At 65.5% G+C, this 25,233-nt stretch carries 21 protein-coding genes; 11 read left to right on the top strand and 10 right to left on the bottom strand.

The genetic code is table 11. From position 1 onward, the window contains the following. Positions 1 to 15 precede the first annotated feature (15 nt). Together HYR72_02385 and HYR72_02380 are read right to left on the bottom strand one after the other, a co-directional pair. Positions 16 to 1,500, bottom strand: coding sequence for a glycosyltransferase family 39 protein (locus tag HYR72_02385; GenBank protein ID MBI1813807.1), 1,485 nt, complete (start codon positions 1,498 to 1,500; stop codon positions 16 to 18). 63 nt (positions 1,501 to 1,563) lie between these two features. Next, positions 1,564 to 4,833 (bottom strand): AAA family ATPase, encoded by a 3,270-nt coding sequence (locus HYR72_02380; GenBank protein MBI1813806.1) that lies wholly within the window; start codon positions 4,831 to 4,833, stop codon positions 1,564 to 1,566. Positions 4,834 to 5,349: 516 nt separating this feature from the next. On the opposite strand from HYR72_02380, the gene HYR72_02375 reads away from it, so the two are divergent. The 7 genes from HYR72_02375 to HYR72_02345 all read left to right on the top strand — a co-directional run bounded on the left by HYR72_02375 (position 5,350) and on the right by HYR72_02345 (position 11,585). Then, entirely contained in the window at positions 5,350 to 7,008 is a 1,659-nt protein-coding gene (locus HYR72_02375; protein MBI1813805.1) for an amidohydrolase family protein, read from the top strand. Positions 7,009 to 7,134: 126 nt separating this feature from the next. Continuing rightward, positions 7,135 to 7,875: a DUF72 domain-containing protein gene (locus tag HYR72_02370; GenBank protein MBI1813804.1), complete on the top strand. Its 741-nt coding sequence runs from the start codon at positions 7,135 to 7,137 to the stop codon at positions 7,873 to 7,875. A 27-nt stretch (positions 7,876 to 7,902) separates the two neighbouring features. Then, entirely contained in the window at positions 7,903 to 8,616 is a 714-nt protein-coding gene (locus HYR72_02365; GenBank protein ID MBI1813803.1) for a dienelactone hydrolase family protein, read from the top strand. Further along, positions 8,606 to 8,914 (top strand): DUF3467 domain-containing protein, encoded by a 309-nt coding sequence (locus HYR72_02360; GenBank protein ID MBI1813802.1) that lies wholly within the window; start codon positions 8,606 to 8,608, stop codon positions 8,912 to 8,914. The genes HYR72_02365 and HYR72_02360 overlap by 11 nt, the downstream gene beginning before the upstream one ends. 141 nt (positions 8,915 to 9,055) lie before the next feature. Further along, positions 9,056 to 10,669, top strand: a complete 1,614-nt coding sequence (locus HYR72_02355; GenBank protein ID MBI1813801.1) for a tetratricopeptide repeat protein — start codon at positions 9,056 to 9,058, stop codon at positions 10,667 to 10,669. Positions 10,670 to 10,758: 89 nt separating this feature from the next. Next, positions 10,759 to 11,142, top strand: coding sequence for a lactoylglutathione lyase (gene gloA / locus HYR72_02350; protein MBI1813800.1), 384 nt, complete (start codon positions 10,759 to 10,761; stop codon positions 11,140 to 11,142). After that, positions 11,139 to 11,585: a hypothetical protein gene (locus HYR72_02345; GenBank protein ID MBI1813799.1), complete on the top strand. Its 447-nt coding sequence runs from the start codon at positions 11,139 to 11,141 to the stop codon at positions 11,583 to 11,585. The genes gloA and HYR72_02345 overlap by 4 nt, the downstream gene beginning before the upstream one ends. 35 nt (positions 11,586 to 11,620) lie before the next feature. Here HYR72_02345 and HYR72_02340 read toward each other — a convergent pair whose 3' ends face one another. The 7 genes from HYR72_02340 to cmoA all read right to left on the bottom strand — a co-directional run bounded on the left by HYR72_02340 (position 11,621) and on the right by cmoA (position 18,777). Then, a complete protein-coding gene (locus tag HYR72_02340) occupies positions 11,621 to 12,055 on the bottom strand; it encodes a helix-turn-helix transcriptional regulator (protein ID MBI1813798.1) in 435 nt (144 codons plus the stop codon). A gap of 173 nt (positions 12,056 to 12,228) precedes the next feature. Then, positions 12,229 to 13,689 carry an adenylosuccinate lyase gene (locus tag HYR72_02335; protein ID MBI1813797.1) on the bottom strand — a complete coding sequence of 487 codons (1,461 nt, stop codon included), beginning with the start codon at positions 13,687 to 13,689 and terminating at the stop codon, positions 12,229 to 12,231. 43 nt (positions 13,690 to 13,732) lie between these two features. After that, positions 13,733 to 14,779 carry a hypothetical protein gene (locus HYR72_02330; GenBank protein ID MBI1813796.1) on the bottom strand — a complete coding sequence of 349 codons (1,047 nt, stop codon included), beginning with the start codon at positions 14,777 to 14,779 and terminating at the stop codon, positions 13,733 to 13,735. 462 nt (positions 14,780 to 15,241) lie between these two features. Further along, positions 15,242 to 16,420, bottom strand: coding sequence for a CoA transferase (locus HYR72_02325; protein ID MBI1813795.1), 1,179 nt, complete (start codon positions 16,418 to 16,420; stop codon positions 15,242 to 15,244). 49 nt (positions 16,421 to 16,469) lie between these two features. Then, positions 16,470 to 17,264, bottom strand: coding sequence for an enoyl-CoA hydratase/isomerase family protein (locus tag HYR72_02320; protein MBI1813794.1), 795 nt, complete (start codon positions 17,262 to 17,264; stop codon positions 16,470 to 16,472). 20 nt (positions 17,265 to 17,284) lie between these two features. Continuing rightward, positions 17,285 to 18,058 carry an S-isoprenylcysteine methyltransferase gene (locus HYR72_02315; GenBank protein ID MBI1813793.1) on the bottom strand — a complete coding sequence of 258 codons (774 nt, stop codon included), beginning with the start codon at positions 18,056 to 18,058 and terminating at the stop codon, positions 17,285 to 17,287. Next, complete coding sequence (gene cmoA, locus HYR72_02310) at positions 18,055 to 18,777, bottom strand: carboxy-S-adenosyl-L-methionine synthase CmoA (protein MBI1813792.1); 723 nt, start codon at positions 18,775 to 18,777, stop codon at positions 18,055 to 18,057. Before cmoA ends, HYR72_02315 begins: the two co-directional genes overlap by 4 nt. A gap of 507 nt (positions 18,778 to 19,284) precedes the next feature. Between cmoA and HYR72_02305 the strand changes: the two genes are divergently transcribed. Continuing rightward, positions 19,285 to 19,839 carry a Smr/MutS family protein gene (locus tag HYR72_02305; protein ID MBI1813791.1) on the top strand — a complete coding sequence of 185 codons (555 nt, stop codon included), beginning with the start codon at positions 19,285 to 19,287 and terminating at the stop codon, positions 19,837 to 19,839. A gap of 58 nt (positions 19,840 to 19,897) precedes the next feature. Here HYR72_02305 and HYR72_02300 read toward each other — a convergent pair whose 3' ends face one another. Then, positions 19,898 to 22,147 carry a hypothetical protein gene (locus HYR72_02300; protein ID MBI1813790.1) on the bottom strand — a complete coding sequence of 750 codons (2,250 nt, stop codon included), beginning with the start codon at positions 22,145 to 22,147 and terminating at the stop codon, positions 19,898 to 19,900. Positions 22,148 to 22,287: 140 nt separating this feature from the next. Between HYR72_02300 and HYR72_02295 the strand changes: the two genes are divergently transcribed. Genes HYR72_02295 through HYR72_02285 form a run of 3 tightly spaced genes read left to right on the top strand, consistent with a single transcriptional unit; the run spans position 22,288 to position 25,171 of the window. Continuing rightward, positions 22,288 to 23,241 (top strand): glycosyltransferase, encoded by a 954-nt coding sequence (locus HYR72_02295; protein ID MBI1813789.1) that lies wholly within the window; start codon positions 22,288 to 22,290, stop codon positions 23,239 to 23,241. Between the two features lie 20 nt (positions 23,242 to 23,261). Continuing rightward, positions 23,262 to 24,215, top strand: coding sequence for a formyltransferase (locus HYR72_02290; protein ID MBI1813788.1), 954 nt, complete (start codon positions 23,262 to 23,264; stop codon positions 24,213 to 24,215). Continuing rightward, on the top strand, positions 24,212 to 25,171 hold the full coding sequence (locus HYR72_02285) for an NAD-dependent epimerase/dehydratase family protein (GenBank protein ID MBI1813787.1): 960 nt from the start codon (positions 24,212 to 24,214) through the stop codon (positions 25,169 to 25,171). The genes HYR72_02290 and HYR72_02285 overlap by 4 nt, the downstream gene beginning before the upstream one ends. Positions 25,172 to 25,233: the final 62 nt, after the last annotated feature.

Raw genomic sequence — 25,233 nt, 5'->3', positions numbered from 1 at the left:
CAACGCTGCCAGACACTACGGTCCGAGACGATAGACCCGCAAGGTTGGGTTGTGGAACCCATAGCTACTCGTGGGTGGCGCAAACTCGGCGGCGAGTGGGCGCGCGAACAGCGTGCGATAGAAGGCCGCGGCGCTCGGGTCGCCGGCGCCGAAACGGACGAAGCGGTCGTACATGAAACTGCTGGCCACCGCGTAGTCGAATTCGCCGAGCCGCTCAGGCCGCTGCGCCAAGGAGAACACGTACGTTGCGTTCGCCTTAGTGAGGTGCGGCGCATAGGCGACGACCGGGTGCCCTTCGTCGTCGACGAGTTGACCCTCGAGGATGATGCGCGCGCCGGGCGGCAGATTCGCGCGCAACCATTCGGCCGCGCGCTCGCGCGTGTCGGGCGTCATCGTCGTCAGGAGTTGCAGCGAACGTACCGTCGGTTCGATGAGGAGCGCGGCGAGTACCGCCACCGCGAGTAGCGGAACGCGACGGCGCAACGCGCGCACGCCCACCATCGCCAACACCGCGAGAAACGGCAGCAGCGGCAGCACGTAACGATCGAAATTCGGCGGCGGCTTGTAGGGCGAGTTCTCGAAGATCGTGTAGCCGAGCGCGACGAACGCCGTCACCACGCGATACGACGCGGTCGGTTGCCGCAGCGCCCAGACGAAGCCGACGAGCGCGAGCGCGGTCGCGAGCCAGCCGAGACCCGGTGCGATGCTGTAGCGCAAATGAAACGTCCACAGGAAGGGCAGCGGAGACAACGCCGAGGTCGCCATGCCGGTGACCACGTTGCTGCCTTCGTGGCCGACGCCGCGCGCGAATTGCCACGTGTCCAACACCGCGAAGGGTGTCAGCGTGATGAAGGCGATCATCGCCGCGAACCCGAGCCAACGCAACTGCCGCGGTTCGTGGCCCGGCCGCTCGCGATGCGCGAGGAACGGCAGCAGCAGCGCCAGCAGCCCCGTGTACTTGGTCGCGATCGCCGCGCCACAGAGCAGCCCGGCGACTATGTAGTCGCGCGTGGTTCCACGACGCGTCAGACGCAGCGCCGCCACCGCGGCCGCGACGATCCAGAACGTGAGCGGCGCATCTTCCTTCAGATAGTGCGAGCAGAACACCGGCAGCGGCGCGACCGTAAGCAGCGCGGCCGCGCCGAGCCCGACCGCGCTGCCGGCAATCGCGCGGCCGAGGAGAAAGGTGAGCGGAATGGTCAGCGCACCGAAGGTCGCATTGACAACACGTCCGATCAGCACGACACGCGTGGGATCAACTGGCCCGTCGTTCCACGCGAACAGTCGCACCGCGACGGCGGTGGTGTAGAGCATGAAGCTCGGGTGCCAGAAGTAGTGCGGGTTGAGATCGCCAGCGGCGATGGCCAGCGCCTTCTGCGCTTTGATCGGCTCGTCAGGATGAAAAAATTCCGGCAACCCGAAATCGATGTGCCACAGTCGCAGCGCCAGCGCGGCGCCCGAAAGCCCCGCGATCGCAACGATGGTCAGCGCGCGCTTCATGGCCCCGCACGCTTACGCTGCTCGATGCCGTGGCGGCAAGCGGATGTGGGATGAGCTTGCGAACTACAGCGCTTCGGCGCGGCGGGCCCAGCCGGGCATGCCGAGACGACGGAACCGCGCGAGGGCTGCCGCTCGCAGTGCGCGGATTCGTTCGTTGTCGCCAGCCACGGCGCGGCGGGCGTACATCAACGCCTCGTCGTAATCGACAATCGCGCGCAGCGGGCGCGCGCCTTGCTCGTCGAGCACAGTGCGCGCCGCCGCGAACCACTGGCTCGCTTCGTCGCACCGGCCTTGCAACGCGCACACGCGTGCGAGCGAGGTCCGCGCGTCGACATTCGGATAGCGAAAATCGGGTTCGACCACTTTCGCGCGCAAGTTGCGCTCGATGACGTCGGCGTGGTCAGCGCGGACAGCGAACCACAGCGCATCGGCCGCGTCACACACCAATCGAGTGTAGTTGGCCGCCCAGCCCGACGCGCGTTCGATCGGAGCCAGGAGCTTCGCCACCGCCGCGACGGCCATGTCGGCTTGTCCGGTAACTCCGAAGAAGCGCGCGAACCCGGCTTGGGCCGCGGCGGCCGCCCATTTGTGCTCGGCGGGCGGCTGACTGGCAGCGGTGGCGATGTCCTCGTCCTGCAGGATGGTGTCCCAACCTTCGTCGAAGACGCGGCAGCGCTCGTCGGTGGCGGCAATCACGGCGATCAAGTGCGACGACGAACCGGTGAGCCGCTGCTTGAGCGCGCGCGCGCGTTCGTAGGCGCGCTGCGCGCGGTCGAAGGCTCCGAGTGCCAGGTACGCGCGCGAGGCGTGCGCCCAGCCGCTAACCGCGAATCCGATCTGCCCGTGCTGTTCGGCGCGTGCGGCCAACTCGGTGAACACGCGCGCGCTGGCGCGCAGGTCGCCCGCGTAGAACATGATCGTGAACGCATCGCTCCATCCACCATGACCGGCTACGAGACTCTGCAGGACATCGGCGCGCGTCGCGAACGGCGGCGTGCCCAAGTAGAAGATGAGCGCCGCGTCGCCTTGCTGCACCAGTTGCGTGACCGAGCCGATCACCTCGCGGCGTTCCGGTGTGTCGAGCGGAATGCCGGGATTGTCGGGGTCTTCGGCTTCGCGGCGAACGATATCGAACATCTTGAGGCGCGCCCAGGTGGCGTCGCGGCGATTGCCTGCATAGCGCAACCCTTCGCGGGCCAGGGTCCAGGCGCCGCGCTCGCAGCCGGCGCCCGCCAACGCCCAGGTAGTCGCGGCGAGGTACTCGGTGGCGGCCTGCGCCGTTTCGTGCGTCGCCAGCGCGCGCGCCGCCTCGCGGGCAACGCTTGCCGCCTCGTCGTATGCCAGCGTCCACGGCAGCACCAAGCCGAGGCGCGCCAGCGTGCGCGGGTGTTGCGGACTGTTGGCGGGCAGGAGTTCGAGCGCGATGCGGATGAATTGGACGGCTTCGTCCCACGCCGCCGCGCGTTCGGCACGATCCGCGGCCGCGAGCGCGTGCGGCACCCCGCGCTCCGCGCCGGGCAGCGCCGCGCTGCGGCAGTACTGCTGCGCCAGTTCCGCGGCGTGCTGCGGGAGTTGATCGGCGTAGGCACGCTCCATCGCTTCGGCGATCTCGCGGTGGATGCGCAGTTGCCGCGACGGGCTGAGTTCGCTGTAGAGCGTGTGGCGGATGAGAGCGTGGGTGAACTCGTAGCTGTCGAGTTGCTCGCCCGCTCGAATCAGTTGCGCCGTCAGGGCGGCGTCGATGGCGTCGAGCGCCGTGGCTTCGTCGAGTCCGGCGACGCGCGCGGCGAGGTCGAAACGGAAGCGCCCGCTGAACGCCGACGCGATCGACACGAGCCGAGTCGCCGGCTCCGCTAGCCGCGCCACGCGCCGCAAGATCACCTGGCGCACGCCTTCGGGGATGTTCAGCTCGATCACCGCGTGATGATTCGACCCGTTGCCGTTGGTGTGTGCCAGCGCGCCTTCCTCTCCGAAGTGAAGCAGCACTTCGCGGATGAAGAAAGGATTGCCGTCGGTCTCGGCGCTGATCGCGTCGACCGCCGCCGCTGAAACGGCGCGCGCCGCCAGCGCGTCTATCAACGTGCCGACCTCGGCCCGCGCGAGTCCGCTGAGCGTGATGCATTCGTACTCGGTGACGCGGCGCAACGCGGCGAGCGCATCGGCGAGCGGATGCTGGCGGTCGATTTCGCCGTCGCGATACGTCCCGATGATGAGCAGACGGTGCTGACGGATGAAGTGGGCGACATGCTGCAGCAACGCGATGGTGCCTTTGTCGGCCCAGTGCAGATCGTCCAGCACGAGCACGAGCGGTTGCGATCGCGCGACCGCGATCACCAGTTGCGTCACCGCGTCGAACAGACGGAAGCGCTCTTCGTCGGGTTGCAGCGGCGCGGGTTCGGGCAGATCCGGCAGCCGCTCGCGCAGCGAGGGAGTGAGCCGCGCGAGCGGCGCCGCGCCGTAGCCGAGTTGCTGCTGCAGCGCTTGCGGATCAGTTTCTCGTAGATGGTTGCTGATCGCTTCGGCGAAAGGACCGTAGGGTGGCGCCCAGTTGCCTTCGACGCAGCGACCTTGCCACACCCGCGCGCCGGCCGCGCGTGCGTAGTCGACGAGTTCGTCGGCGGTGCGCGTCTTGCCGATCCCGGGTTCGCCGGCGAGTAGGACCAATGCCCCGTGTCCAGCGCGCGCGTCGTCGAACTTCTGCCGCAGCTTGGCGATCTCCGCCGCGCGACCGACGAACGGCGTCGTGGTGAGCGCCACGCCTTCGGCGCGCTCGAACTCGACGGCGCACGCGGGCAGCGGCGTGCTGATGCCCTTCAGTTCGAGAAGCCCGGCGTCGCGAAAGCGGAACCCGTTGCGCCCGGCGAGCAGGTGCGCGACCGCGCTCGCGCACAGAATCTGACCGGCGGCGGCGCGATCGCACAGCCGCTTGGCGATCACCACCGGCATGCCGAAGTAATCTGATTCATCGCGCAACGCTTCGCCGGTGTTGAGACCAATACGAATGGCGAGCCGCTCACCCGCCGCCGCGTTGTGCGGCGCTTGCTGTATGGCGATGGCGCAGCGCACCGCGTCGGCGGCGGAGGGGAACGCGACCATCAGTCCATCGCCCAACCACTTCACCTCTTGCCCGCCATGGGCCGCCACCGCGTCACGCAAGACCGCGTGATGGGCTTTGAGCAAGCGCTGCGCGCTTTCGTCACCAACGCGTTGCAGCAACTCGGTCGAGTTCACCAGATCGGTGAACAGGATCGTCGTGGTCTCGGTGCGCGCCGCCGCAGTGAGAAGCGACGCCCCACCAGCCGCGGCCGCGTGAGGGAACTGAAAGTCCATCATCGCGGAGCAGTCCAACTTCTATGCCGAAGGGCTGCGGTTGACGGTGAGTCGTTCTACGAGAGCGCGGTTGACGCGCGGGTGCCAACTCGCCGTAGCACCCTGCCACGCGGAATTGGCAGGGTTGTTGTCTGCAGCGCTGAGAGCGCGCCGCTGCCGATATCGCCCCTCCCCCATCATCGGTGGGGACAGGCGTCCCTGCCTGTCCGCCTCTGCTCGTATGGAGGCCATCGCCTTTCGCCCAAGACGTGCTTCGACAAGCTCAGCACGAACGGACGATCAAACGATTTCAAAGTCTTCATCCGTTCACCCCGAGCCTGAAGGGTGTCTTCGCGCCTATCGACAGGCTCTCAGCAGCTCCTGGAGCGACAAGTGGATTGCGAAGCTTCGGTGACGGCGCAAAGTCGCGCGATACCGGTGATCCTCGGTTCAATTTGCCTCGTCTCGGTTGACTCAACGCTTGCTTCCGACATATCGCAGTGGAGTCCCTTCCAAGAATCACTGTCGCAGGAGAAACCCATGAGCTTGGATCTGGTGATCAAGAACGCGCGCATTGTGGATGGTTCCGGCAAGCCGTCGTTTGTCGGCGATGTCGCCGTGGCCGGCGATCGCATTGTGTCGGTTGGCCCCAGCGCGGGCGCGGCGGCGCGGACGATCGACGCCACCGGCAAGGTGGTCGCACCCGGCTTCCTCGACATCCATACGCACTACGATCCGCAGATCTGCTGGGACCGGCTGGCGACGCCGTCGTTGCTGCACGGCGTAACCACCGTCGTGCTCGGCAACTGCTCGCTGTCGCTGGCGCCGGTGCACAAGGGCAAGTCGCGCAAGCTCGCCATGATGTTCAAACAGATCGAAGACATTCCGCTCGCCACGTTCGATGCCGGTGTGCCGTGGACGTGGGAGACCTTCGCCGAGTACCTCGATACGATTCGCCCGAACCTCGGCATCAACGTGTCGACGCTGGTCGGGCACTCCGCCCTGCGCCTCTACGTGATGGGCGACGCGGCGCAAGAACGCACGGCGACCGACGACGAGTTGAGGGAGATGTGCCGCGTGTTGAAGGAAGCGATCGCGGCGGGTGCGGGCGGGCTCTCGACGTCGTACGTCGACATCGACGAGGACATGCGTCCGGTCCCGAGCCGCTTTGCCGACACGCGCGAGCGCATCGCGCTGGCACAAGCGATGGCCGAGGCCGGCCGCGGCGTGATGCAAACGGTGCCGGTCTTCTACGACCCGGCCGAGCAACTGCGCTGCATCGAAGAGCTGGGCGAGATTTCGCTCGCCAGCGGCATCATGTGTACGCTGGCGCCGATCGTCTTCAGTCCGCAGAGCCCCGACTTGTGGAAGGACTCGATCGCGAAGCTGGAAGAGCAGCAGGTGCGCGGGGCGCGCGTCTACGGCCAGTCGATGCCGCGCACGTTCGATCTCAACATGCGCCTGTCCGAGACTTCCTTCCTACTCTTCGGCTTGCCGGCGTGGAACGCGCTGATGAAGTTGCCGTTGCGCGAACGCCTCGCCGCCTTTGCCGATCCGTCGAAGCGCGAAGAACTCGTCCAGCAGGGGATGTTCCTCTTCGGCCTGTGGATGTTCACCACCATTGGCGAAACGTTCTGTGCTGAGAACGCGCCGCTGCGTGGCCGGCGCTTGGCGGAGATCGCCGAAGAGCGCGGCGTGCAACTCAGCGAAGCGGTGCTCGACATCGCGATCAAGGACGGACTGCGCACGGAATTCCAGATCCGCGGCGCGATCCACGCCGACCCGACCATCGTCGCGCAGATTCTCGATCACCCCCGCGTGTTGATCGGCGCGTCTGATGCGGGCGCGCACATCTCGCAGTTCTGCGGCGCCGGCGACACCGCATACTTGCTGGCTCGCTTCGTGCGCGAGCGCGGGGACTTCACTCTGGAACGTGCCGTCCATCGCCTCACCTTCGAACCCGCGCAGGCGTGGGGTATTGCCAACCGTGGCCTGCTGCAGGCGGGTTACGCGGCCGATCTGGTGGTGTTTGACCAGGCGACAATCGACCGCGGCGAGGAAGTCTTCGTCCATGACTTTCCCGGCGACGCCAATCGCTACGTCCGCAGCGCGGTGGGTATCGATCAGGTCGTCGTCAACGGTCAGGTCGTCGTCGAGCACGGCGCCTACACTGCCGCGCGGCCGGGCCGGATTGTTTAGTCGTGAGTCGTGAATCGTGAATCGTGCTGGTGAAGACCGCGGCACGATTCACCACCGCAAATCACCAACGGCACACCCAGTCGACTCGGTTGTTCTCTCGCTGAACGGCGTGATAGAGGCTCCCCGATGGCAACGTTTTGGGTCGGCACGTCCGGGTATAGCTACAAGGAGTGGCTGGGGCCGTTTTATCCGGCCGGGCTCTCGGAGCAGCAGATGCTGCGTTACTATGCCGAGCGGTTCACCTCGGTGGAGATCAACTACACCTTCTACCGGATGCCGACTGTGCGGGTGTTGCAGGCTTGGGGTAAGGAAGTGCCGGAGCATTTCGCCTTCACTTTGAAGGCGCCGCGGCGGATCACCCATGATCTACGGCTGCGTGACGCCGCCGACGCGGTGAGCGACTTCTGCGATGTCGCGCAGGCGCTCAAACACCGGCTGGGTGCCATGCTGTTCCAGTTACCGCCGTTCTTGAAGAAGGATACGTCGCGCTTGGAGGATTTTCTCCACCAACTGCCACCGGGCTGTCGCGCCGCCTTCGAGTTCCGCAATCAGAGTTGGTTTGCCGACGATGTGTACGAATGCCTGCGTCGTTTCGGCGTCGCGATCTGCGTCGCGGAGACCGAAGACCGCAACACGCCGCTCGAAGTCACCGCCGACTTCGGCTACTTCCGCCTGCGCAAACCCGAATACAGCGACGACGAACTCGCCGAGTGGACGCGCCGGATGCAGGCAGTCGAGGGGCAGTGGAAGGACGCGTACGTGTACTTCAAGCACGAGTCAGCCGGTAAAGGTCCGCAGCTCGCTGCTCGCATGCGCACGCTGCTCGACGGCGCCGCCGAGCCGTTGGTGTCGGCCAAGGGCGGCTGAGCCGTCGCGACTTCGCCCGCGGCGCGCATGCGCATCGAACCACGCAAGGTTGATTGTGGCGAACGCGGCGCGGTGTCCGTCGTCATCGCGTACCCCGATCAGTTCGAGGCCGGTCACAGGACCGCGGTGATCCTCGCGCACGGCGCCGGCAACGACATGACCAATCCGTTGCTCAGCGCAGTGCACGAAGGGCTGGCCGGGCGCGGATTCCTCAGCGTCAAGTTCAACTTCCTGTACACCGAGCGCGGCCGGCGCGCGCCCGATCCGGCACCGGTGCTGGAAGACTGTTATCGGCGGGTGCTCGCCGCGGTTCGCAATGATTCCACGTTGGCGCCGGCTGCGCTCATCATCGGCGGCAAGTCGATGGGCGGGCGGATGGCGACGCACCTCGCAGCGCAAGGCGAAGCGGTGCACGGCCTGTTGTTGCTCGGCTATCCGCTCCATCCCGCCGGCCAGCCGACCAAGCTGCGCGTGGCGCATCTCAGCGCGATCACGGCGCCGATGTTGTTCTTCGCCGGTACGCGCGACGCGCTGTGCTCGCTCGATTTGCTCAAACATACCTTGCGGTCGTTGCCGCGCGCGACGTTGCACGTCGTTGACGGCGGCGACCACTCATTCAATCTTCCCAAGGCGCTCAAGCGGTCGCCCGCCGAGGTGATCGACGAGTTGGTGAGCGCCAGTACGCGCTGGCTGCACGAGATCGTGCCGCCCGCGACAACGGAGGTTCGTCATGGCCGATGAGATCAAGCCGGTTCCCGAGCAACAAATTCAAATTCAGATCGACCCCGCCAACGCGCTGGGCGTGTACTCCAACTTGATGATGGTGAGCCATCGCAAGGAAGAGTTCATTCTCGACTTCCTGTTCGTGCAGCCGCAGCGCGCGCCGCAGGGCGCCCTGGCCAATCTCCGCTCGCGCGTCATCACCACGCCCGAGCACGCCAAGCGCATCCTGCGCGCGCTGGAAGAGAACATCCGGCGCTACGAAGGTGCCTTCGGCGAGATTCACGAAGCCACCGACATGCCCAAGGTGATGCACTGAGATCGTGAATCGTGTTCGTGAATCGTGATTCGTCGGAACGGACATCGGCGCACGACGTCGGCTCGCCCGACCGGCGACCCGTCGCGGGAGTTGTAGCGAGCGGTGCAGAGCGCTGCTAGAGTTGGGCGCACGAGTGGACTGATGGACGGGCGCGACGAGTGTGATCTCGTACTCTTCGGCTATCGCAACGACCTCGCGCGCGAACGGGTGCTGGAGTATCTCGCCACGCTGCCGGATGTCGCCCTAGTCGATCGGACCACGCCGGTACCCCAGCGCTTGTACGCGCAATTGTCGGCGCAGCGCGCCCACCAATTGCGCCTGCGTCTCGAATCCCTCGGTGCGCAAATCCGTGTCGTGCCGTTCAACGCGCCGAATCCCCCCGTCATCGACCCGCCGGTGCCACCGGTTGCGACCGCACTGCGGACGGGGGCGCTGGCTCTGCTGGCTATCCTACTCGTCTTCACGGCGCTGGCCTTGCGTCGAACGTCTCCACCGAATCAAGTTGGTCCGGAGGCGCGCTTGGGCGTGCCGTTCACCACCGCCGCGTTGCAACCGATCGAGCCGCCGCACCAACCGGCGACGCAACTGCACGCCGACTCTGAGGCGCTGCAACTCAACGCGGCCGCGGTCGAAATGGCGCAACGCGGCGAGCTCGAGTCGGCGGCAGAGCGCCTCCGCCAGGCGTTGCGACTCGTGCCGGATCAACCGGTGCTGCGGCAGAATTTGCAAGCGGTGTTGCTGGACGCCGGCCGCCGCGCGCTCGACGCGGGTCGCCCCGCCGAGGCGCTCAACTCCCTGCGCGAGGCGCTCGCGCTCGGTGAGCGCAGCGACGTTCGCCAGGCGATGGGAGTGGCGCGCTTGCAGGCTGGTGAGTTCGGCGAAGCGCGCGCCGATCTTGAACGCGCCGTTGCCGACGGGGCCAAGGACGCCGCGACCTGGCTCGCGCTCGGCGAAGCGTACTTGCACGAGAACGATCGGACGCACGCCCTCGAATGTCTGCAACATGCACGTGACGCTGGCGCTCACGGGCCGCAACTCGACGCCTTGGTCGAGCGGCTCGGGCGTGAGATCGACGCCGAGTGGGACTTCACGGCGCTCGAAAGCCCGCACTTCCGGGCCAGCTTTGCCGACGGCGAGAATCGCCGCGCCGCCCAATTGGTGTTGGAGGGACTCGAGGACGCGCGCCGCGCGGTTGGCTCGAAGTTCGGGGCGCTGCCGGACGGACGCGCCGAGGTGGTGCTCTATGCCGCGCAGGATTTTCATGCTGTCACGCAGACGCCCGATTGGGCCGGTGGGGCGTACGATGGCCGCATCAAAGTGCCGGTGCGTGGACTCGATGCCGACGATGCCGCGCTCGCCCGCCTGCTGCGCCATGAGTACATGCATCACGCGGCAGCGGAGCTGTCGCACAACCGCTGCCCGGTGTGGCTGAGCGAAGGCCTCGCGGTGTGGGCCGAGGAGGAGCAGGACGGCGAACGACGGACGTGGGCGGAAGATGCGCTCCACGGTGCCGCCCTGTTTCATTTGCGCGATTTGGTCGGGCCGCTCACGTCGCTGCCGCCGCAGCGCGCGTTGGTGGCCTATGCCCAGAGTTACCTCGCGGTGCGCGAGCTCATCGATCGCTATGGGGCGCGTAAGTTACCGCAGCTGGTCGGCGAGTTGAGTCGTCAGCCGCTTCCGGCCGCCTTCGCCGCCGTCTATCCGGGCGAGTTGGCGGATTTTGAAGAGCGCTGGCTGCGGTCGCTGAACTCGTAAGTCCACCGGGTGCGAGCGACCGGGCGCAAGCGACCGCTCTTGAACCCGCGCACGGCAACCGCAATAGTGCGCGGCGCGAAGGAGCTGCGATGCGTTTGCTGCACACCATGATCCGCGTCAACGATCTCGACGAGTCGTTGCGTTTCTACTGCGACACGCTCGGGATGACGCTGTTGCGCAAGCATGACTTTCCCGGCGGCCGGTTCACGTTGGCGTTCGTCGGCTACGACAGCGAAGACAAGACCGCCGTGGTCGAGCTGACCCACAACTGGGATACGCACGAGTACGATGTCGGTAACGGCTTTGGCCATCTCGCCCTCGGCGTGCGGGACATCTATCGCACCTGCGACGAGTTGCGGGCGAAGGGCGCGAACATCGTGCGTGAGCCCGGTCCGATGAAACATGGCGGGACAGAGATCGCGTTCGTCGAGGACCCCAACGGTTACAGAATCGAGCTGATTCAAGTCGCATGAGGACGTTCACTAGAGGCGTGGCGCCGATACTCGTCTGCTTAGCTGTGGCCCTCCGCGGAGCGGCTGCTGAAGAAGGTCCGGCGCAATGGCTGGCGCGCATATTCGATCCAGCGACGATGCTGTTGGAGCCATTTCCCGGCGCGCAGCTCAATCGCAAGCTCAGCACCGATGCGATTGCGCTCGAACGCGGCGGCACCAAGCAGATCGCTGTGTTCATCATCCCGCTCGATCAGATCAAAGCGGCGGCCGACCACTATGCGAAACAGTTCGGGGCCGAGGGTCAGATTCTAGGCGCCGACAGCCCGTTCGAAATGCACGTCTTCGATTTCACCCGGGCGGATGCCGTGGCGCGCTTCAAGGGCTTGCGGGTCCAGATCTCACGCTCGCCGTTCGTCGACAACAAGGGCGAGATCAAGATGGAGTACCAGCCGCCCGCGAAGTAGGCGGAGGACGATATCCCGTCCGCCGTCGTGCCGCGTCACTCGTCCGTGAGCGCTTGCCGAATCGTTTGCAGGATGAAGAGGAAATCGCGCTGTGTGCGCACCGCTCCGAGTGACGCGACGCGTTCGAGCGCGGAGAACTCGCCGCGGGTAATGCTGTGGCGCACGTGCAGGCGCTTGTTGGCCTTGAAGCGCAGCCATGCCGACTCCGGCTCCGGGCGCTCGGGGCGCATCAGAGCCTTCGCCTGCGGGTAGGCGAGAAAGTACAGCTCCTGCTGGTCGAGATCGAGCGCGCGGGCGAGCTTGGCGACCACGCTATGACTGGGCCGGCGCGCGTCACTTTCGAGGTACGCGATGTAGTTGGCGCGACAGCCGACTTTGTCGGACACCTGCGACTGGGTCATTTCTAATTGGCGGCGTCGGCGCTTGAGCACCGCGCCGAGTGAGAGTTCATTGCTGCGACGTTTGGCCATCAGAATCCTCGTCGAGTTTCGGCGGGGTGACCCGCGGTGAACGAAAACCACACAACGAGTCCATGTTTAACCGAATCTGCAGCCCATCGGAAGCCCCAAAGTTGCATTACCAGTCGATTGTGTTGGGCTCCAGGCTGCTCCGCTGTCCGCTGAGATAGCGCGTCGGCAGCTCGCTAGATGATTTCGCGCGGTACGTAGCGCTTGGCTTCGGGAAGTTGCTTCACCAGTGTTTCGACTTCACTGACAAACGCGTCGGCTTGGGTTCGGGCGGCGCCGACGAACGCGCTCTTGGCACCGAGCAACGACTGGAGCTGTTTCTGGCTCAATCCGACGCGTCGGTCGGCGGCGAGCCGGTCGAGCAGATCGTTGTCGCGCCGACCTCGGCGCAGCGCGCGGACGACGGCTTGAGTGTGCGCCTGGATCGCGGCATGGGCTTGTTCGCGTCCGGCGCCGTGGCGCACGGCTTCCATGAGGATCGTCGTGGTGGCGAGAAAGGGCAGGTAGCGCTCGCGCTCGGCGGCGATCGCGTCGGGGAAAATCACCAACTCATCGAGCACCGTCAAAAACGTCTCCAGCAAGCCATCGGCTGCCATCATCGCGCCCGGCAGCGCTACCCGTCGCACTACCGAGCATGACACGTCGCCTTCGTTCCACTGATCGCCGGCCAGTCCGGTCACCATGGTGAGATAGCCGCGCAGCACGACGTGCAAGCCGTTGAGGCGCTCGCAGCTGCGGGCGTTCATCTTGTGCGGCATCGCCGACGAACCGACTTGGCCTTCCTGGAAACCCTCGGACGCCAGTTCGAAGCCGCTCATCAGCCGCCAGGTTTTCGCGAAGCTGCTGGGTCCGGCGCCGAGCTGATAGAGCGCGCTGACGACTTCGAAGTCGAGGCTGCGCGGATACACTTGCCCGGTCGCGGTCAGTGCGTGCGTGAAGCCGAGGAAGCGCACAACCGCAGCTTCGAGCTTGGCGACTTTCTTGGCGTTGCCGTTGAAGAGCGTCAACTGATCGAGTTGCGTCCCGACGGGTCCTTTTAGGCCGCGCAAGGGATAGCGCTGCAGCACGGAGTCGAGTTGGCGAAAGGCCAGCAGCATCTCCTCGCCGAACATGGCGAGGCGGCGGCCGACGGTGGTCGGCTGAGCGGCGACGTTGTGCGAGCGGCCGGTGATGGCAACGTCGCGAAACTCGCGCACGCGCCGCGACAGGCGGTAGAGGCACGCGGCCGACTTGATGCGCACGAGTTCGAGCGAGCGGCGGATCTGTAGTTGCTCGACGTTCTCGGTGAGGTCGCGGCTGGTCAGACCCTTATGGATGTGCTCGTGGCCGGCGAGCGCGCAAAATTCCTCGATGCGCGCCTTCACGTCGTGGCGCGTGACCCGTTCGCGGGCGCGGATGCTGTCGAGATCGACGTGGTCCTTCACGCGTTCGTAGGCGGCGATGGCGGCGGCGGGGATCGCAATACCCAGCGCGCGCTGCGCGCGCAGCACCGCGATCCAGTACTCGCGTTCGAGCACGATCTTTCCGCCGGGCGACCAGAACGCCGCCATCGCGGCGCTGGCATAGCGCTCGGCGAGAATGTCGGTCGGGGCGTGATGCGTGCTCGTGGCTCGTATTCGGGACGACTTCTCACGCATGGCTCGTCACTCTTAGCACGAGTCACGCGCCCGAATCACGAGTTCACACGTGCCATACACGAGCGTAGAGTTGCTCCGCGCCGTACGTGCCCGAGTTGTAGTAGATGCGGGCGCGCTCGTCGGGCAGCACGAGCAGATAGTGGCGCCACAGGTTGGTGCTCTCCCCGTGTTGCTTGGCCGCGATGGAGAGCTGCGAGGGTAGTTCGATCGGGCTCTGCTTGAGGTCGAACTTCCAGCCCGACACCGGAAACGCTTCGTCGCAGCGCGCCCAACCACCGACGCTCGGGTCGGGTTCGCCGTGACCTTCGTACACTGGCGTGGCCGACCCATTGATTAACGCCACCCATTGTGGATCAGCGGTCGGCAAGAGCTGCAAGCCCCCAATCCATCCACTGCACCAATGGCGCGCCGCGCTGCCTGGCCGCAGGATGGGGCCGAGCTTCTCCGCTTCCGACTGCATCGGGTCGAGCAGCGCGACGGCTTGGCAAGGGCCGAGCGGTGACAGCGGTTGCTCGCTCTGCGGCTCGGCCGGGTACGCCATGTAGAAAAGCAGAATGCGACCACGATCGGCAAACCAGTAGGCGGTGACTGCATCGGCGCCGCGTCCGTCGAACGCGGCCTGGCTGCCCTTGGCGATCACCGGCGCTCCGTCGCTGTGCCAGGGGCCGCTCAGCGAGCGGGCGCGTGCGCGGCAGATCACCTTCGCGCCGTCGTAAAGGCTGGTGAAGAATCCGACGTACTCATCACCGACGCACGCGGCTTGACCGGGAGTGTGCGGATCCATCAGTACCCAGAACTTGTGGCACAGCGCGGCGTGAGGACCTTCGATCGGGAGGCGCCCGGTGCGCACCCAATCGCCGGCGTCGACATGTTTGGGGGAACGTGCGATGGCCACGCCGGTGGCGACCGAGCTGAACTGATCGCCGGCGGCGAAGTAGAACATGCGCCAGTTGGCGATCTCAGGATCCCACACGATGCACGGGTCGCCAACCACGCCGCAGTCGAAGCCGCCGGCCCGACCGCGTGTCAGCACTGCGGGGCCGAGGTGGCGCCAGTGGGCGCCGTTTGCAACGAAGTTGGCACAGTTCACAGCATTTCCTCGGCGTGTCGCTCGCTGACGACCTTGGCGGCACGTGTAGTCCGGAGCGCTGACGAGCGGTCAGACTCAGCGCGCCACTGACGCTGCGCAACTGATCAAGCGGTCCGTCAGCGAACTACGAACGACTCGTTGCGGACCTCCCAATAACGGCCCGCGTGTGTGAGTCCGTCTTGCGTGTCATGTTGCTGCTCATAGCGCAGCAACTTGCGCTGGCGCAAGCGCGCGGCCGCACAGCACCGATCTAACCCCGATGGGACAAAAGATCGGTGGGCGAATCTGGGAGGGCGAGCCTTCCGGCGAGCCGCGCGACGATGGTGCCGCGGCTCGGCGGGAGCCTCGCCCTCCCAAGACCTCATTCTCAATGACGTCAGGAATGCACGCGAAACCTTGCCCAACCGCGCAGCTTGCGCGGACAAACCGCAACCCCGCCGCCCATGTTATGTCTCATCAGGGCTAAATGGTGCCCGCCGCGCGCAAGGCGCGGATTTCGTCGCCGCTATATCCTAGTGTCGCCAACACGTCGTCGGTGTCGGCACCAAGTGTCGGCGGCAGAGACGCGACGGCGCCCGGTGTCGTGCTGAGTTTGACCGGAATGCCCGTCGTCTTGAAGGTCCCAAGTATGGGATGGAGCAACTCGACGAGCATCGCACGGGCGTGGATCTGCGGATCGGCGAAGACCTCGGCGATGTTGTTGATCGGGCCGCATGGCACGTTGTGTTGATTGAGCAGGACCACCCACGCGGCCGCATCGTGGGTCGCCAGACGCTCGTTGAGCAACGCGGTCAGCGCGGCGCGGTTCTTCACTCGGCCGCCGGGCTCGCGGAAGCGCGGGTCGTCGAGCAGCGCGGGGCAATCGAGCGCGCGACACAGTTGCTGCCATTGACGCTCGTTGCCGCAGGCGATGTTGAACGCGCGATCGCGTGCCTGAAACACGCCGTACGGCGATGCCAGCGGATGATGATTGCCGGCCGGCGGCGGTGGCTGACCACTGTCGAAGTACATTCCGGCACTCCACGACAGCACGCCAACCAGCGCTTCGAGCAGGGAGGTGGTGACTTCCTGACCGCGGCCCGACTGCGTGCGCTGGTAGAGCGCGAGCGTGATCCCCCACGCCGCAAAGGTGCCGGCGAGCAAATCGCCGATGGCGATGCCAACGCGCAGCGGGCCGCTCTCCGCAGTGCCGGTCACACTCATCAGACCCGACATGCCCTGCGCGATCTGATCGAAGCCCGGTCGTTCCGCGTACGGACCGGTGGCGCCGAAGCCGGAGATCCCACAGTACACCAGCCGCGGATTGAGTGTGGCGAGATCGCCATAGCCCAACCCGAGTCGCGGCATGACCGACGGCCGGAAATTTTCGACGACAACGTCGGCGGCGGCTACCAATCGACGGAAGACCGGTTTCCCCTCGTCACGCCTGACGTCGAGCGTGACGCTGCGCTTGTTGCGATTGGCGGAGAGAAAAAAGTAGCTATCGGTGCCGCGCGCGGTTTGCGCAAACGCGCGGGCACCAGCGGGCGGCTCGATCTTGATCACCTCAGCGCCCATGTCGCCGAGCAACATCGTGCAGTACGGCCCGGCGAGATAGCGGGTCAGATCGAGGACGCGAAGACCCGTGAGTGGTCCCGACATCAGCGCCGCTCGGCGAGTGGCTTGCGAGCCCGTTTGGAGGGGCGCCGCATCACTTTCCTTCAAACCGCGGCGTGCGCTTCGCCAGAAACGCGGTGATGCCTTCTTGGTAGTCGGCGCTGTTGAAGCAGCGCACGGCGGCAGCGCGGATCGCGGCAGTGTCGCGAGCGCTCGGCGGCTTGAGCGATTCTTGAATCGCGAGTTTGTGGGCGGCCAGCGTCAGCGGCGCGTTCGCGGCCATGCGCAGCGCGTAATCGCGGGTCCACTCTTCGCATTCCGCGTGTGGCACCACGTGGCTGACAAAACCGATGCGCAGCGCCTCCGCCGCGTCGATCGTACGGGTCGATAGCAGGATGTCAGCGGCGGCGCTCGAGCCGACGACGTGGATCAAGCGCTCGATGGCGTCGAGCGGATACGCCAAGCCCAAGCGCGCGGCGGGGATGGCGATGCGCGCGTGATCGGCGGCGACGCGCAGGTCGCACGCCAGCGCCACCGCGCAGCCGCCGCCGAAGCACAGCCCGTTGATCATCGCAATCACCGGTTGCGGTGCTGCCGTGATCGCCTGCCACGCGGCGGCGGTATCGCGATCGTAGTCGGCGGTCATCGCGGCGTTGGCGCGGATCGCCGGGAACTCCGAGATGTCGGCGCCGGAGATGAACGCGTCGATGCCGGCGCCGCGGACGATGATGACTCGCACGCCCGCATCCTGCCCGAGCGTGTTCACCTGCGCCGCAAGCGCCTGCCACACCGCACGAGTCATGGCATTGCGCGCCTGCGGTCGGTTGACAATCACCCACGCCAGCGGCGGCTCACGCCGCACCAGGAGCTCGTCGGTTGGAGTACTCATTGGAAGCGGTGAAGCCCGGTTCAAGAATCCAACCGGTGCGTTTTTTTGAGCCAGCGCACGGTGCCGTACGCGACGAGTATCGGCACGTAAGCGAGCGCCAGGAACATGATTTTCCCCGCCTCGGCGTGGTAGCCGAAATGGACCAGCCGTTCCCAGATCAACATGGCGATCGCGGCCGACGTCCAGGCGAAGGTAGTGCCGTATTCTTTGCGCAACACCCGCTTCCAATCGAACGTCATGGGCGCGAGGGTCTCCCGCAGCCCGTGAAGTCGGGGCCAGAATCGATTCACCCGCCGGCAATAGTCGGTATAGTCCGTCCCGAACTTCTCGTGCAGAAAAGACTCCTCCGCCCGGATGATCGACAGAATGCCGCCGAGGTAGGCCGGCAGCGCGAAGGCATAGACCCAGCGCGAGTTGTAGATGACTGCCAAGCCGGTGAGCAGCAGGAAGTTGCCCAGATACATCGGATTGCGACTGTGCGCGTAGAAGCCCTCGCACACCAGCGTGGGCGCGTGCAGTTGCTTGTTCGCGCCGCCGCGCACGATGTAGGCGTAGCCGATCACGGTGACGCGCACGATTTGGCCGGTCAGACACAGCAGCAGCCCCAACAGGTCGGCCCACATGTTGGCCACCTTGCTACCGAAGAGGTGTTCCGGGTGAGTGAGCAGCAAGATCACGACGAGCCCGGTCGGCGCCAAGTAGTCGCGGAAGCGAAAGACAAAGCGGCCGATGCTTTGCACGGCGCCGCTCGCCGGTGGCGCCGCGTTGGCCCGCGATTCGGGAGTAATGCTCATTTCAGTGCCAGCAGGCCGCAGAAGTTGTACCACTTGAAGAATACTTCCGTGCAGCGGAAGCCGGCATTGCGCAGCAAGAGTTCGTTCTCGCGTAGGTGATACGGAATCAAAACGTTCTCAAGCGCCTCGCGCTTCTGTGAAATCTCGATGTCCGAGTAGCCGTTGCGCCGCTTCAAATCGTAGTAGTACTTGATGAACAGCCGGTTCATCAGCGACTCCTCCGCCAACACTTTCTCGACCAAGATGAGGCAGCCCTGATGGTTCATCCCGTCGAAGATCGCTTGCATCACGCGCTCGCGAAACAACGGGCGCACGAACTGCAGGGTGAGGTTCATGATGACGACCGAGGCGTTCTCGAGGTGCAGCCCCTCGTGCATATCCTGGCGGCGCAATTCGTGGCGGCGAGTGAAATTCGCCTGGCGCAGTTCTTCCGCGGCGCGCTCGAGCATGTCGGCGGAGGAGTCGATGCCGATGAAGTTTACGTCCTGCTCGATCGACTGGAGCATGCGAAAAGTGGCGCCCGTCGAGCAGCCCAAGTCGTAGATGTTGCTGCCGCTCACCGCGAAGTCGCCGACGATCTCGCTGATCATGCGCTGGACCTCGGTGTAGAAGGGTACCGAACGGATCAGCATCTCGTCGAACACCGCAGCGGTGTCGGCGCTGAAGGTGAAATCCGTCACCAGCGGGCGCGGGACGGCGTACAATTTGTCTTTGGCCATGGTCGTCGCCTCTATACTGATGGCAGAGCGAGACTTCAGATAGCGAACCTTGCACCTCGTTGCCAGCCCCGGGGTCCTTGCACGAAAAGTGGCCCCTTGATACGCCGCCCTTCGATATGAAGCCTGCGGCTGCTACTCAGGCCGGCTACTCGGGGATGCGGTTTCTCTTCACTTTCTTCCGAATCCGTTTGCCCGAGTAGATCGCGAAGCGATCGTATCGAGGGCCTGCTTCTGCAAAGCCGCCTCGGCCGAGAAGAAGAATACCGATAAGAATACTGACGGGCGCTGCCTTCCATTGATATGGTTGGACGGCTAACGTTGGCCACAGCGACGACGTGTGGCATGCGGCGACGAGACAAGCGCCCGGCGGCGACCAAAGAGTTCAAGTACCAACCGTTTCGCCAAATCGGCAAGCGGGCGGTTGCGGTGACGCCGGTCGCACCGGTGCAGAAGCTACAACCGGAACCGCTGGCCGCCGCCGACGATCTGAGCGCGTTTCTGAATGAGATGGCCGGCGTTCGGCAACTCGGCGAGCGCGAACGCGCGCGTGTTGATGTCCCACCCCCGGCGTCGGCTGCCCGCGCGGTTGTCAGTGCCGACGCGGAAGCTTTCGCGGAGTTGTCGGAACTGGTGGCCGGCACCGGTCACTTCGACATCAGCGACAGCGATGAACACGTGGAGGGGATCGCAGACGGTGTCGACCCGCGGTTACTCAAGCGGCTGCGCGCCGGGGAGTTCGCGTATCAAGCGCACCTCGATCTGCACGGCCTCACCGCCGCTGAGGCGCGCGTCGCTGTCGATCGCTTCCTGTTCGCATCGCATCAAGCGGGGCAGCGCTGCGTGTTGATCATTCACGGCCGCGGGCTCAACTCGAAGGATCACGTCCCGGTATTGAAGCAGCGCGTCGCCACTTGGCTGGCGCGTGGGCGGTGGTCACGATTCATCCTCGCCTTTGCCAGCGCCCGCGCGTGCGACGGCGGTGCCGGTGCGCTGTATGTTCTGCTGCGCCGCGACCGCAAGGCCAAGCGGGCGGTGCACGTACTGAACGGCGCGAAATGGTGATGTCGTGGGCCGTGATTCGTGAGTCGTGATTCGTGAGCACAGACGAGCACCGGTCGCGTCATCTATGCATCTGGCTTTCTGCTTTCGACTTTGCGCTTTCTGCTTCTAACAACGACAAGATCCGAAAACCGGTGCGGCCGGCGATCGTAAAGGGCTTGGCCCAACTGCCGAACTGGATGCGATCAGCCGCGGCGCGGGCGCTGGCCGCCAGTCGAGCGTCGTGTGTCAGCGCCGCGACGTAGGCGACGGCGGGGTACAAGCGTAGATCGCCGTCAGGTTTCGCTGCGACAGCGCCTGCGTAGGTCCGCAGCCACTGTTCGATGTCGGCATCGCGTGTCGCCGCGTGCGTGTTGGCCAACGCATCGGCGAGGATGCCGATCTTCCAGCTGCTGAGGTCGGTCGGAGCGAACGCTTTCATCCCGCGCTGCGCGTAGTCACGCGCGGCCGTGAGGTAGCGCGGCTCGCCGGTGGCCTGCGATACCGCCAGCAACGCGATCACCGGCCAGCCCCATTGGCGCGGATTGCCGCGCACGACGCCGGCTTGCAGGCGGCGCACGAGGTAGTCGGCAATGCCGCGCGCGGTGTCGAGTGCGCGGTCGTCACCGGTCAAGTAGAAGTAGGAGATCAGACCTTCCGTCCACGTGTGGCCGAGATCGACACCGCTGTGCGCGAAGCTGAAGTGCAGCGGGTTCTTGGGATGATTCATGCCGATCCACTTCGGCTGCTGCGGCTGGGCGTGGATGACGTCGACATCCATGAAGTGGCGCGCGGCGGCGGTCATCAACTCGTGGTAGGTCGCGGCACCGGTGGCGGCGAACGCGAGCGCGGCGACTTGCGTCAGATCGTACTCGAGGTTGCCCCACGCATCGCAGCCCTTCGTGGTGTCGTGCAGCCCGGGGTAGTTCCAATCGCCCCAGTTGAGCATGCCGAAGGCGCCGATGCGTACACGCTCGCTCCCGGCGGGCGGGCAATCGCCGTGCGCCGCTTCGTCCCATCGCTCCGCGGCGGTGTGGGATTCAACGTCCGGCAGGGCGTTGTTGAGTCGATGGAGAAAGGCGTCGGTATCCTTGCCGGGTGCGATCGCGTTCGGCAAGGCCGCGGTCGCGGCGCTCCACAGCGGATCGATCTGCGCGGTCAGCGGCTCGGCGAGCGCTGCGGCTGTCTCCGCAGGCGGCATTGTATCGAAGAAGTTGACGACGAACTCATGGGTCTTCGCCGCGCCGACGCCGATTTGCGCCGGCACGGCGCTCGGCGCCCACATATTGTAGGTGAGCGTCGTGGGCATGACTTCGAAACTCTGCGGGTACTCCTGCCAAAAGAAACGGCTGGCGATGCCCATGCCGCCGGACGCTCCGCTGGCTTCGACCCAGCCTGCCGCGTGGCCCTGGTGCCGCTTGCCGTTGAGGCGGAAGACTTGGTTGTCGAGCTGGATCAACTTGACGCCCGCCTTGGGGACACGCCCGGTGCTGGGTGCATGTTCGAGGCCGAGTCGATAGGTCGATGCAGGCAGCGCTGACGTGATGGCGAGTTGACGCACGGCGGTAGTTTCAGCTGGTCCGGTGGCGACGAAGGTGAAGAAGATGCGCACGAACGGCTGACCGGCGTACGCATGGACGCGGACCAAGTAGTCGAAGCCGGGCGCGAGTTGTCCGCGCATTTCGATTTGCGCGCGCAACGGACCGTTCTCGCGTACGGTGACGGCACGCGGTGGCCGCGGTTCGATTCGTTGATCGAGCGTCATGAACGCGCGCAACGGACCGGCGCGCAATGGGTGTCCGTGCAAACGGATGTCGTCAAGGATCGCGAAGGTCGTTCGCGGCACGGTGAACTGCAACGGACCAGTGTCGATGGCCACGCCGTCGCTGCCTTCGACGACCTGCATTCGCGATCTCGACGCCGGTGAAGCTGCTCCGTTGGCCGTGACGGTCAGCTTCGCGGTGTCGTGCGCCGCGATGGTGACGGCAACGTCCGCGAGCAACCAGCGCACGCTGCCATCGTCCCACCGACTCAACACGCGAGTCTGGACCGGGAGCGCGCTGCCCTTGCTCGTCTTCACCGCGATCGTCGTAGCCTCGCGTAGAACGCCGCGAGGAAACGGCACGCCGGTGCTTACCGGCCAACTCGTGCGCGCCATACCCACCGGCTCGTGAATGGTCAGTGTGGCTGACGATGACGCTGGCGTCGTGGACGGATGCGCGGGCAGGTTGCGCGCGTGCACCGGCGCGCAGCCGGCAACGGCCACCACGACGAGCGCGGTCAGGATGCCTGGGCGCGCGGCGCGAGCCGATTGGTGGAATGTGAGCCGCAACGCGGCTGGTGATAACGGCCGCAACCGCAGGCGTCAAGCTCACCAAATTGAATTCCGTAGCCGTTTGTGGTCTGCACTCGACCAACCGAAAGGATGTCTTCGCGGTGTTACCCGCCCGCTCCGTACCAGCCATGGATGTCATGGACGCACCTCCCGAGACGACGCCCGCCGCGATCGACGTGTCGGTGGTGATCCCGATCTACAATGAGGTGGCGAACCTCGAGACGCTGCACACTCGGCTGGTGCAGTCGATGCGCGAACTCGGGCGGTCGTACGAGATCTGGTACGTCGATGACGGCAGCTCCGACGGTTCGCTCGAGGCGCTCACGCGCATCAGCGCGAGCGATGCGCACGTCGGCATCATCGAGCTGACGCGCAACTTCGGCCAGCATGCCGCTGTGCTCGCCGGCTTTGCCGCCGCGCGCGGCGAGATCATCGTCACGCTCGACGGCGACCTGCAGAATCCGCCCGAAGAAATTCCTCGGCTGGTGGCGAAGATCGACGAGGGGTTCGAGGTCGTTGGTGGCTGGCGGGAGGCGCGTCAGGACCCGACCTTCCGCAAACTGGCGTCGCGCGCGATCAACGAACTGACCTCGCGCACGGTCGGCGTCAAAATGAAGGACTACGGCTGCATGCTGCGCGCCTATCGGCGCGCGGTGGTGCGTCAGATCATCGATTGCGACGAGCGATCGAGTTTCATCCCGGCGCTCGCCAACTCGATCGCCAAGCGCACGGCGGAGATCGAGGTCGGGCATGCCGACCGCTTCAGCGGCACGTCGAAGTACGGGCTGCTCAAGCTCATGCGCCTGTCGTTCGATTTGATGACCGGCTTTTCGCTGTTGCCGATCCAGATCGTGAGTCTGGCGGGATTGATTGTCTCCTTCGCCGGCGTCGGCTTCGGTGTGTTCCTGCTAATCCGCCGCTTCTTCGTCGGGCCGGAAAGCGAGGGCGTGTTCACGCTGTTCGCCATTCTGTTCGTGTTCATCGGCGTGCTGATTTTCGCGGTGGGACTGGTTGGCGAATACGTCGGACGAATTTATCTCGAAGTGCGCCGCCGTCCGACCTATCGGATCCGCACGATTCATCGGCTCTAACGATTGTGAGTGATGATGCCATGCGCGCGGTAGTCTTCGCCTATCACGACATCGGCTACGTTTGCCTGGAGGAACTACTGCGAGGCGGCGCCACGGTGGCGGCCGTGTTTACCCACGATGACGATCCCGGCGAAGAAGTCTGGTTCCGCTCGGCGCGCGTGCTCGCCGCGTCGCACGGCATCCCGGTGTTCGCGCCCGACAATGTCAACGCGCCCGAGTGGATCGCGCGCGTACGCGGCTGGGCGCCGGATTTCATCTTCTCCTTCTACTATCGCAAACTGCTGGGCGCCGAGTTGCTGGCGCTGGCGCCGCGCGGGGCGCTCAATCTGCACGGCTCGCTGCTGCCGCGCTACCGCGGCCGCTGTCCGGTCAACTGGGTGTTGATCCACGGCGAGCGCGAGACCGGTGTGACCCTTCATTATATGGAGGTGAAACCGGATCGCGGTGACATCGTCGCGCAACGCGCCGTGCCGATCGGCGACGACGACACTGCCCTGACGCTGTTTCGCAAGCTCACCGAGGCGGCGGCCGTGTTGATGCGCGACACCTACCCGTTGCTGCGCGACGGCCGCGCCCCGCGCATCCCACAAGACCATCGTGCGGCCAGCTACTTCGGCGGCCGCAAGCCCGACGATGGCCGCATCGTGTGGGGCGCGGACGCCGCCACGATCCGCAATCTCGTGCGCGCGGTAACCCACCCCTATCCCGGCGCCTTCGGCATCTGGCGCGGGCGCAAACTGTTCGTTTGGGAGGCGCAGCGCGTTGAAGCGCCGGCCGTCGACCGCGGTGGCGCGGTGCCGCGCCCCGGACAAGTGCTGGCGGTCGAGGCTGGCGCGCACGGCGGGATTGTGGTCCAAACCGGCGGCGGGGTGCTGCGGCTGACCCGCGTGCAGTTGGAGAGCGAAGCACACGAGCACTCGGCGAGCGATGGGGCGCGCCGCTACGACATTACCGAAGGAGCGCTGCTGACATGAAAATTCTCATTACCGGGGGCGGCGGCTTCGTCGGCTCACATTTGTCCGAAGCCTTTCTCGCCCGCGGCGACGATGTCAGCATTCTCGACACCGGCACCGTCGCCAAAGTGCGTCACCTGATGGGCAAGCCGGGCTTTCACTACATCCGCGACAGCATCTTCAACGTCGAGATCCTCGAAGGACTGATTGCCCGCGCCGATCTCGTCTACCACCTCGCGGCGGTGGTCGGCGTCGAGTACTACGTCGGCGATCCCTACGAAGTGCTCAACGTCAACGTGAACGGCACGCAGAACGTTCTGAAGCTGGCGTTCAAGCACGGCAAGAAGGTGGTGTTCGGCTCGACCTCGGAAGTCTACGGGCGCAATCCGAAAGTGCCGTGGCGCGAGGATGACGACCGCTTGCTCGGGTCGACCCGCATCGATCGCTGGTGCTACTCGACCTCGAAGGCGGTTGGCGAACACTTCTGCTTCGCCTATCACAAGATGGGGTTGCCGGTGACGATCACGCGCTACTTCAACGTCTACGGTCCGCGCCTCGACCGCCTCGACGTCGGCCGCATCATCACCATCTTCATGGGGCAGGTGCTGCGCAACGAGCCGCTGACGGTGATCGGCGACGGCAAGCAGACGCGCTGCTTCACCTACGTCGACGACGCGGTCCAGGCCACCATTGCAGCCGGCACCGCCCCCAACACCGAAGGCGACGTGTTCAACATTGGCACCGCGGTCGAGACCACAATCCTGGAATTGGCCGAGACGATGATCGCGATCGGCCGCTCGTCGTCGACCATCAAGTTCGTTACGCAGGAGTCGGTCTACGGCACCAGTTACGAGGACATCCCGCGCCGGGTGCCCGATAACACCAAGATGCACGAGGTGCTCGGCGTGAAGGCGGAGACCACGCTGGCCGATGGCTTGCGCAAAACCATCGAGTGGTTCCGCACGACGCAGACCTGATGCCCCGGCGGTAGCAATCAAGCCTCGCGCATCGCACATCGAAAACTGAATCGTGTCCGCTC

Source organism: Deltaproteobacteria bacterium (assembly GCA_016178705.1).
Taxonomy (GTDB): domain Bacteria; phylum Desulfobacterota; class Binatia; order HRBIN30; family JACQVA1; genus JACOST01.
The sequence above is the reverse complement of the archived record's forward strand: the minus strand, read 5'-3'. Positions and strand labels throughout refer to the sequence as shown.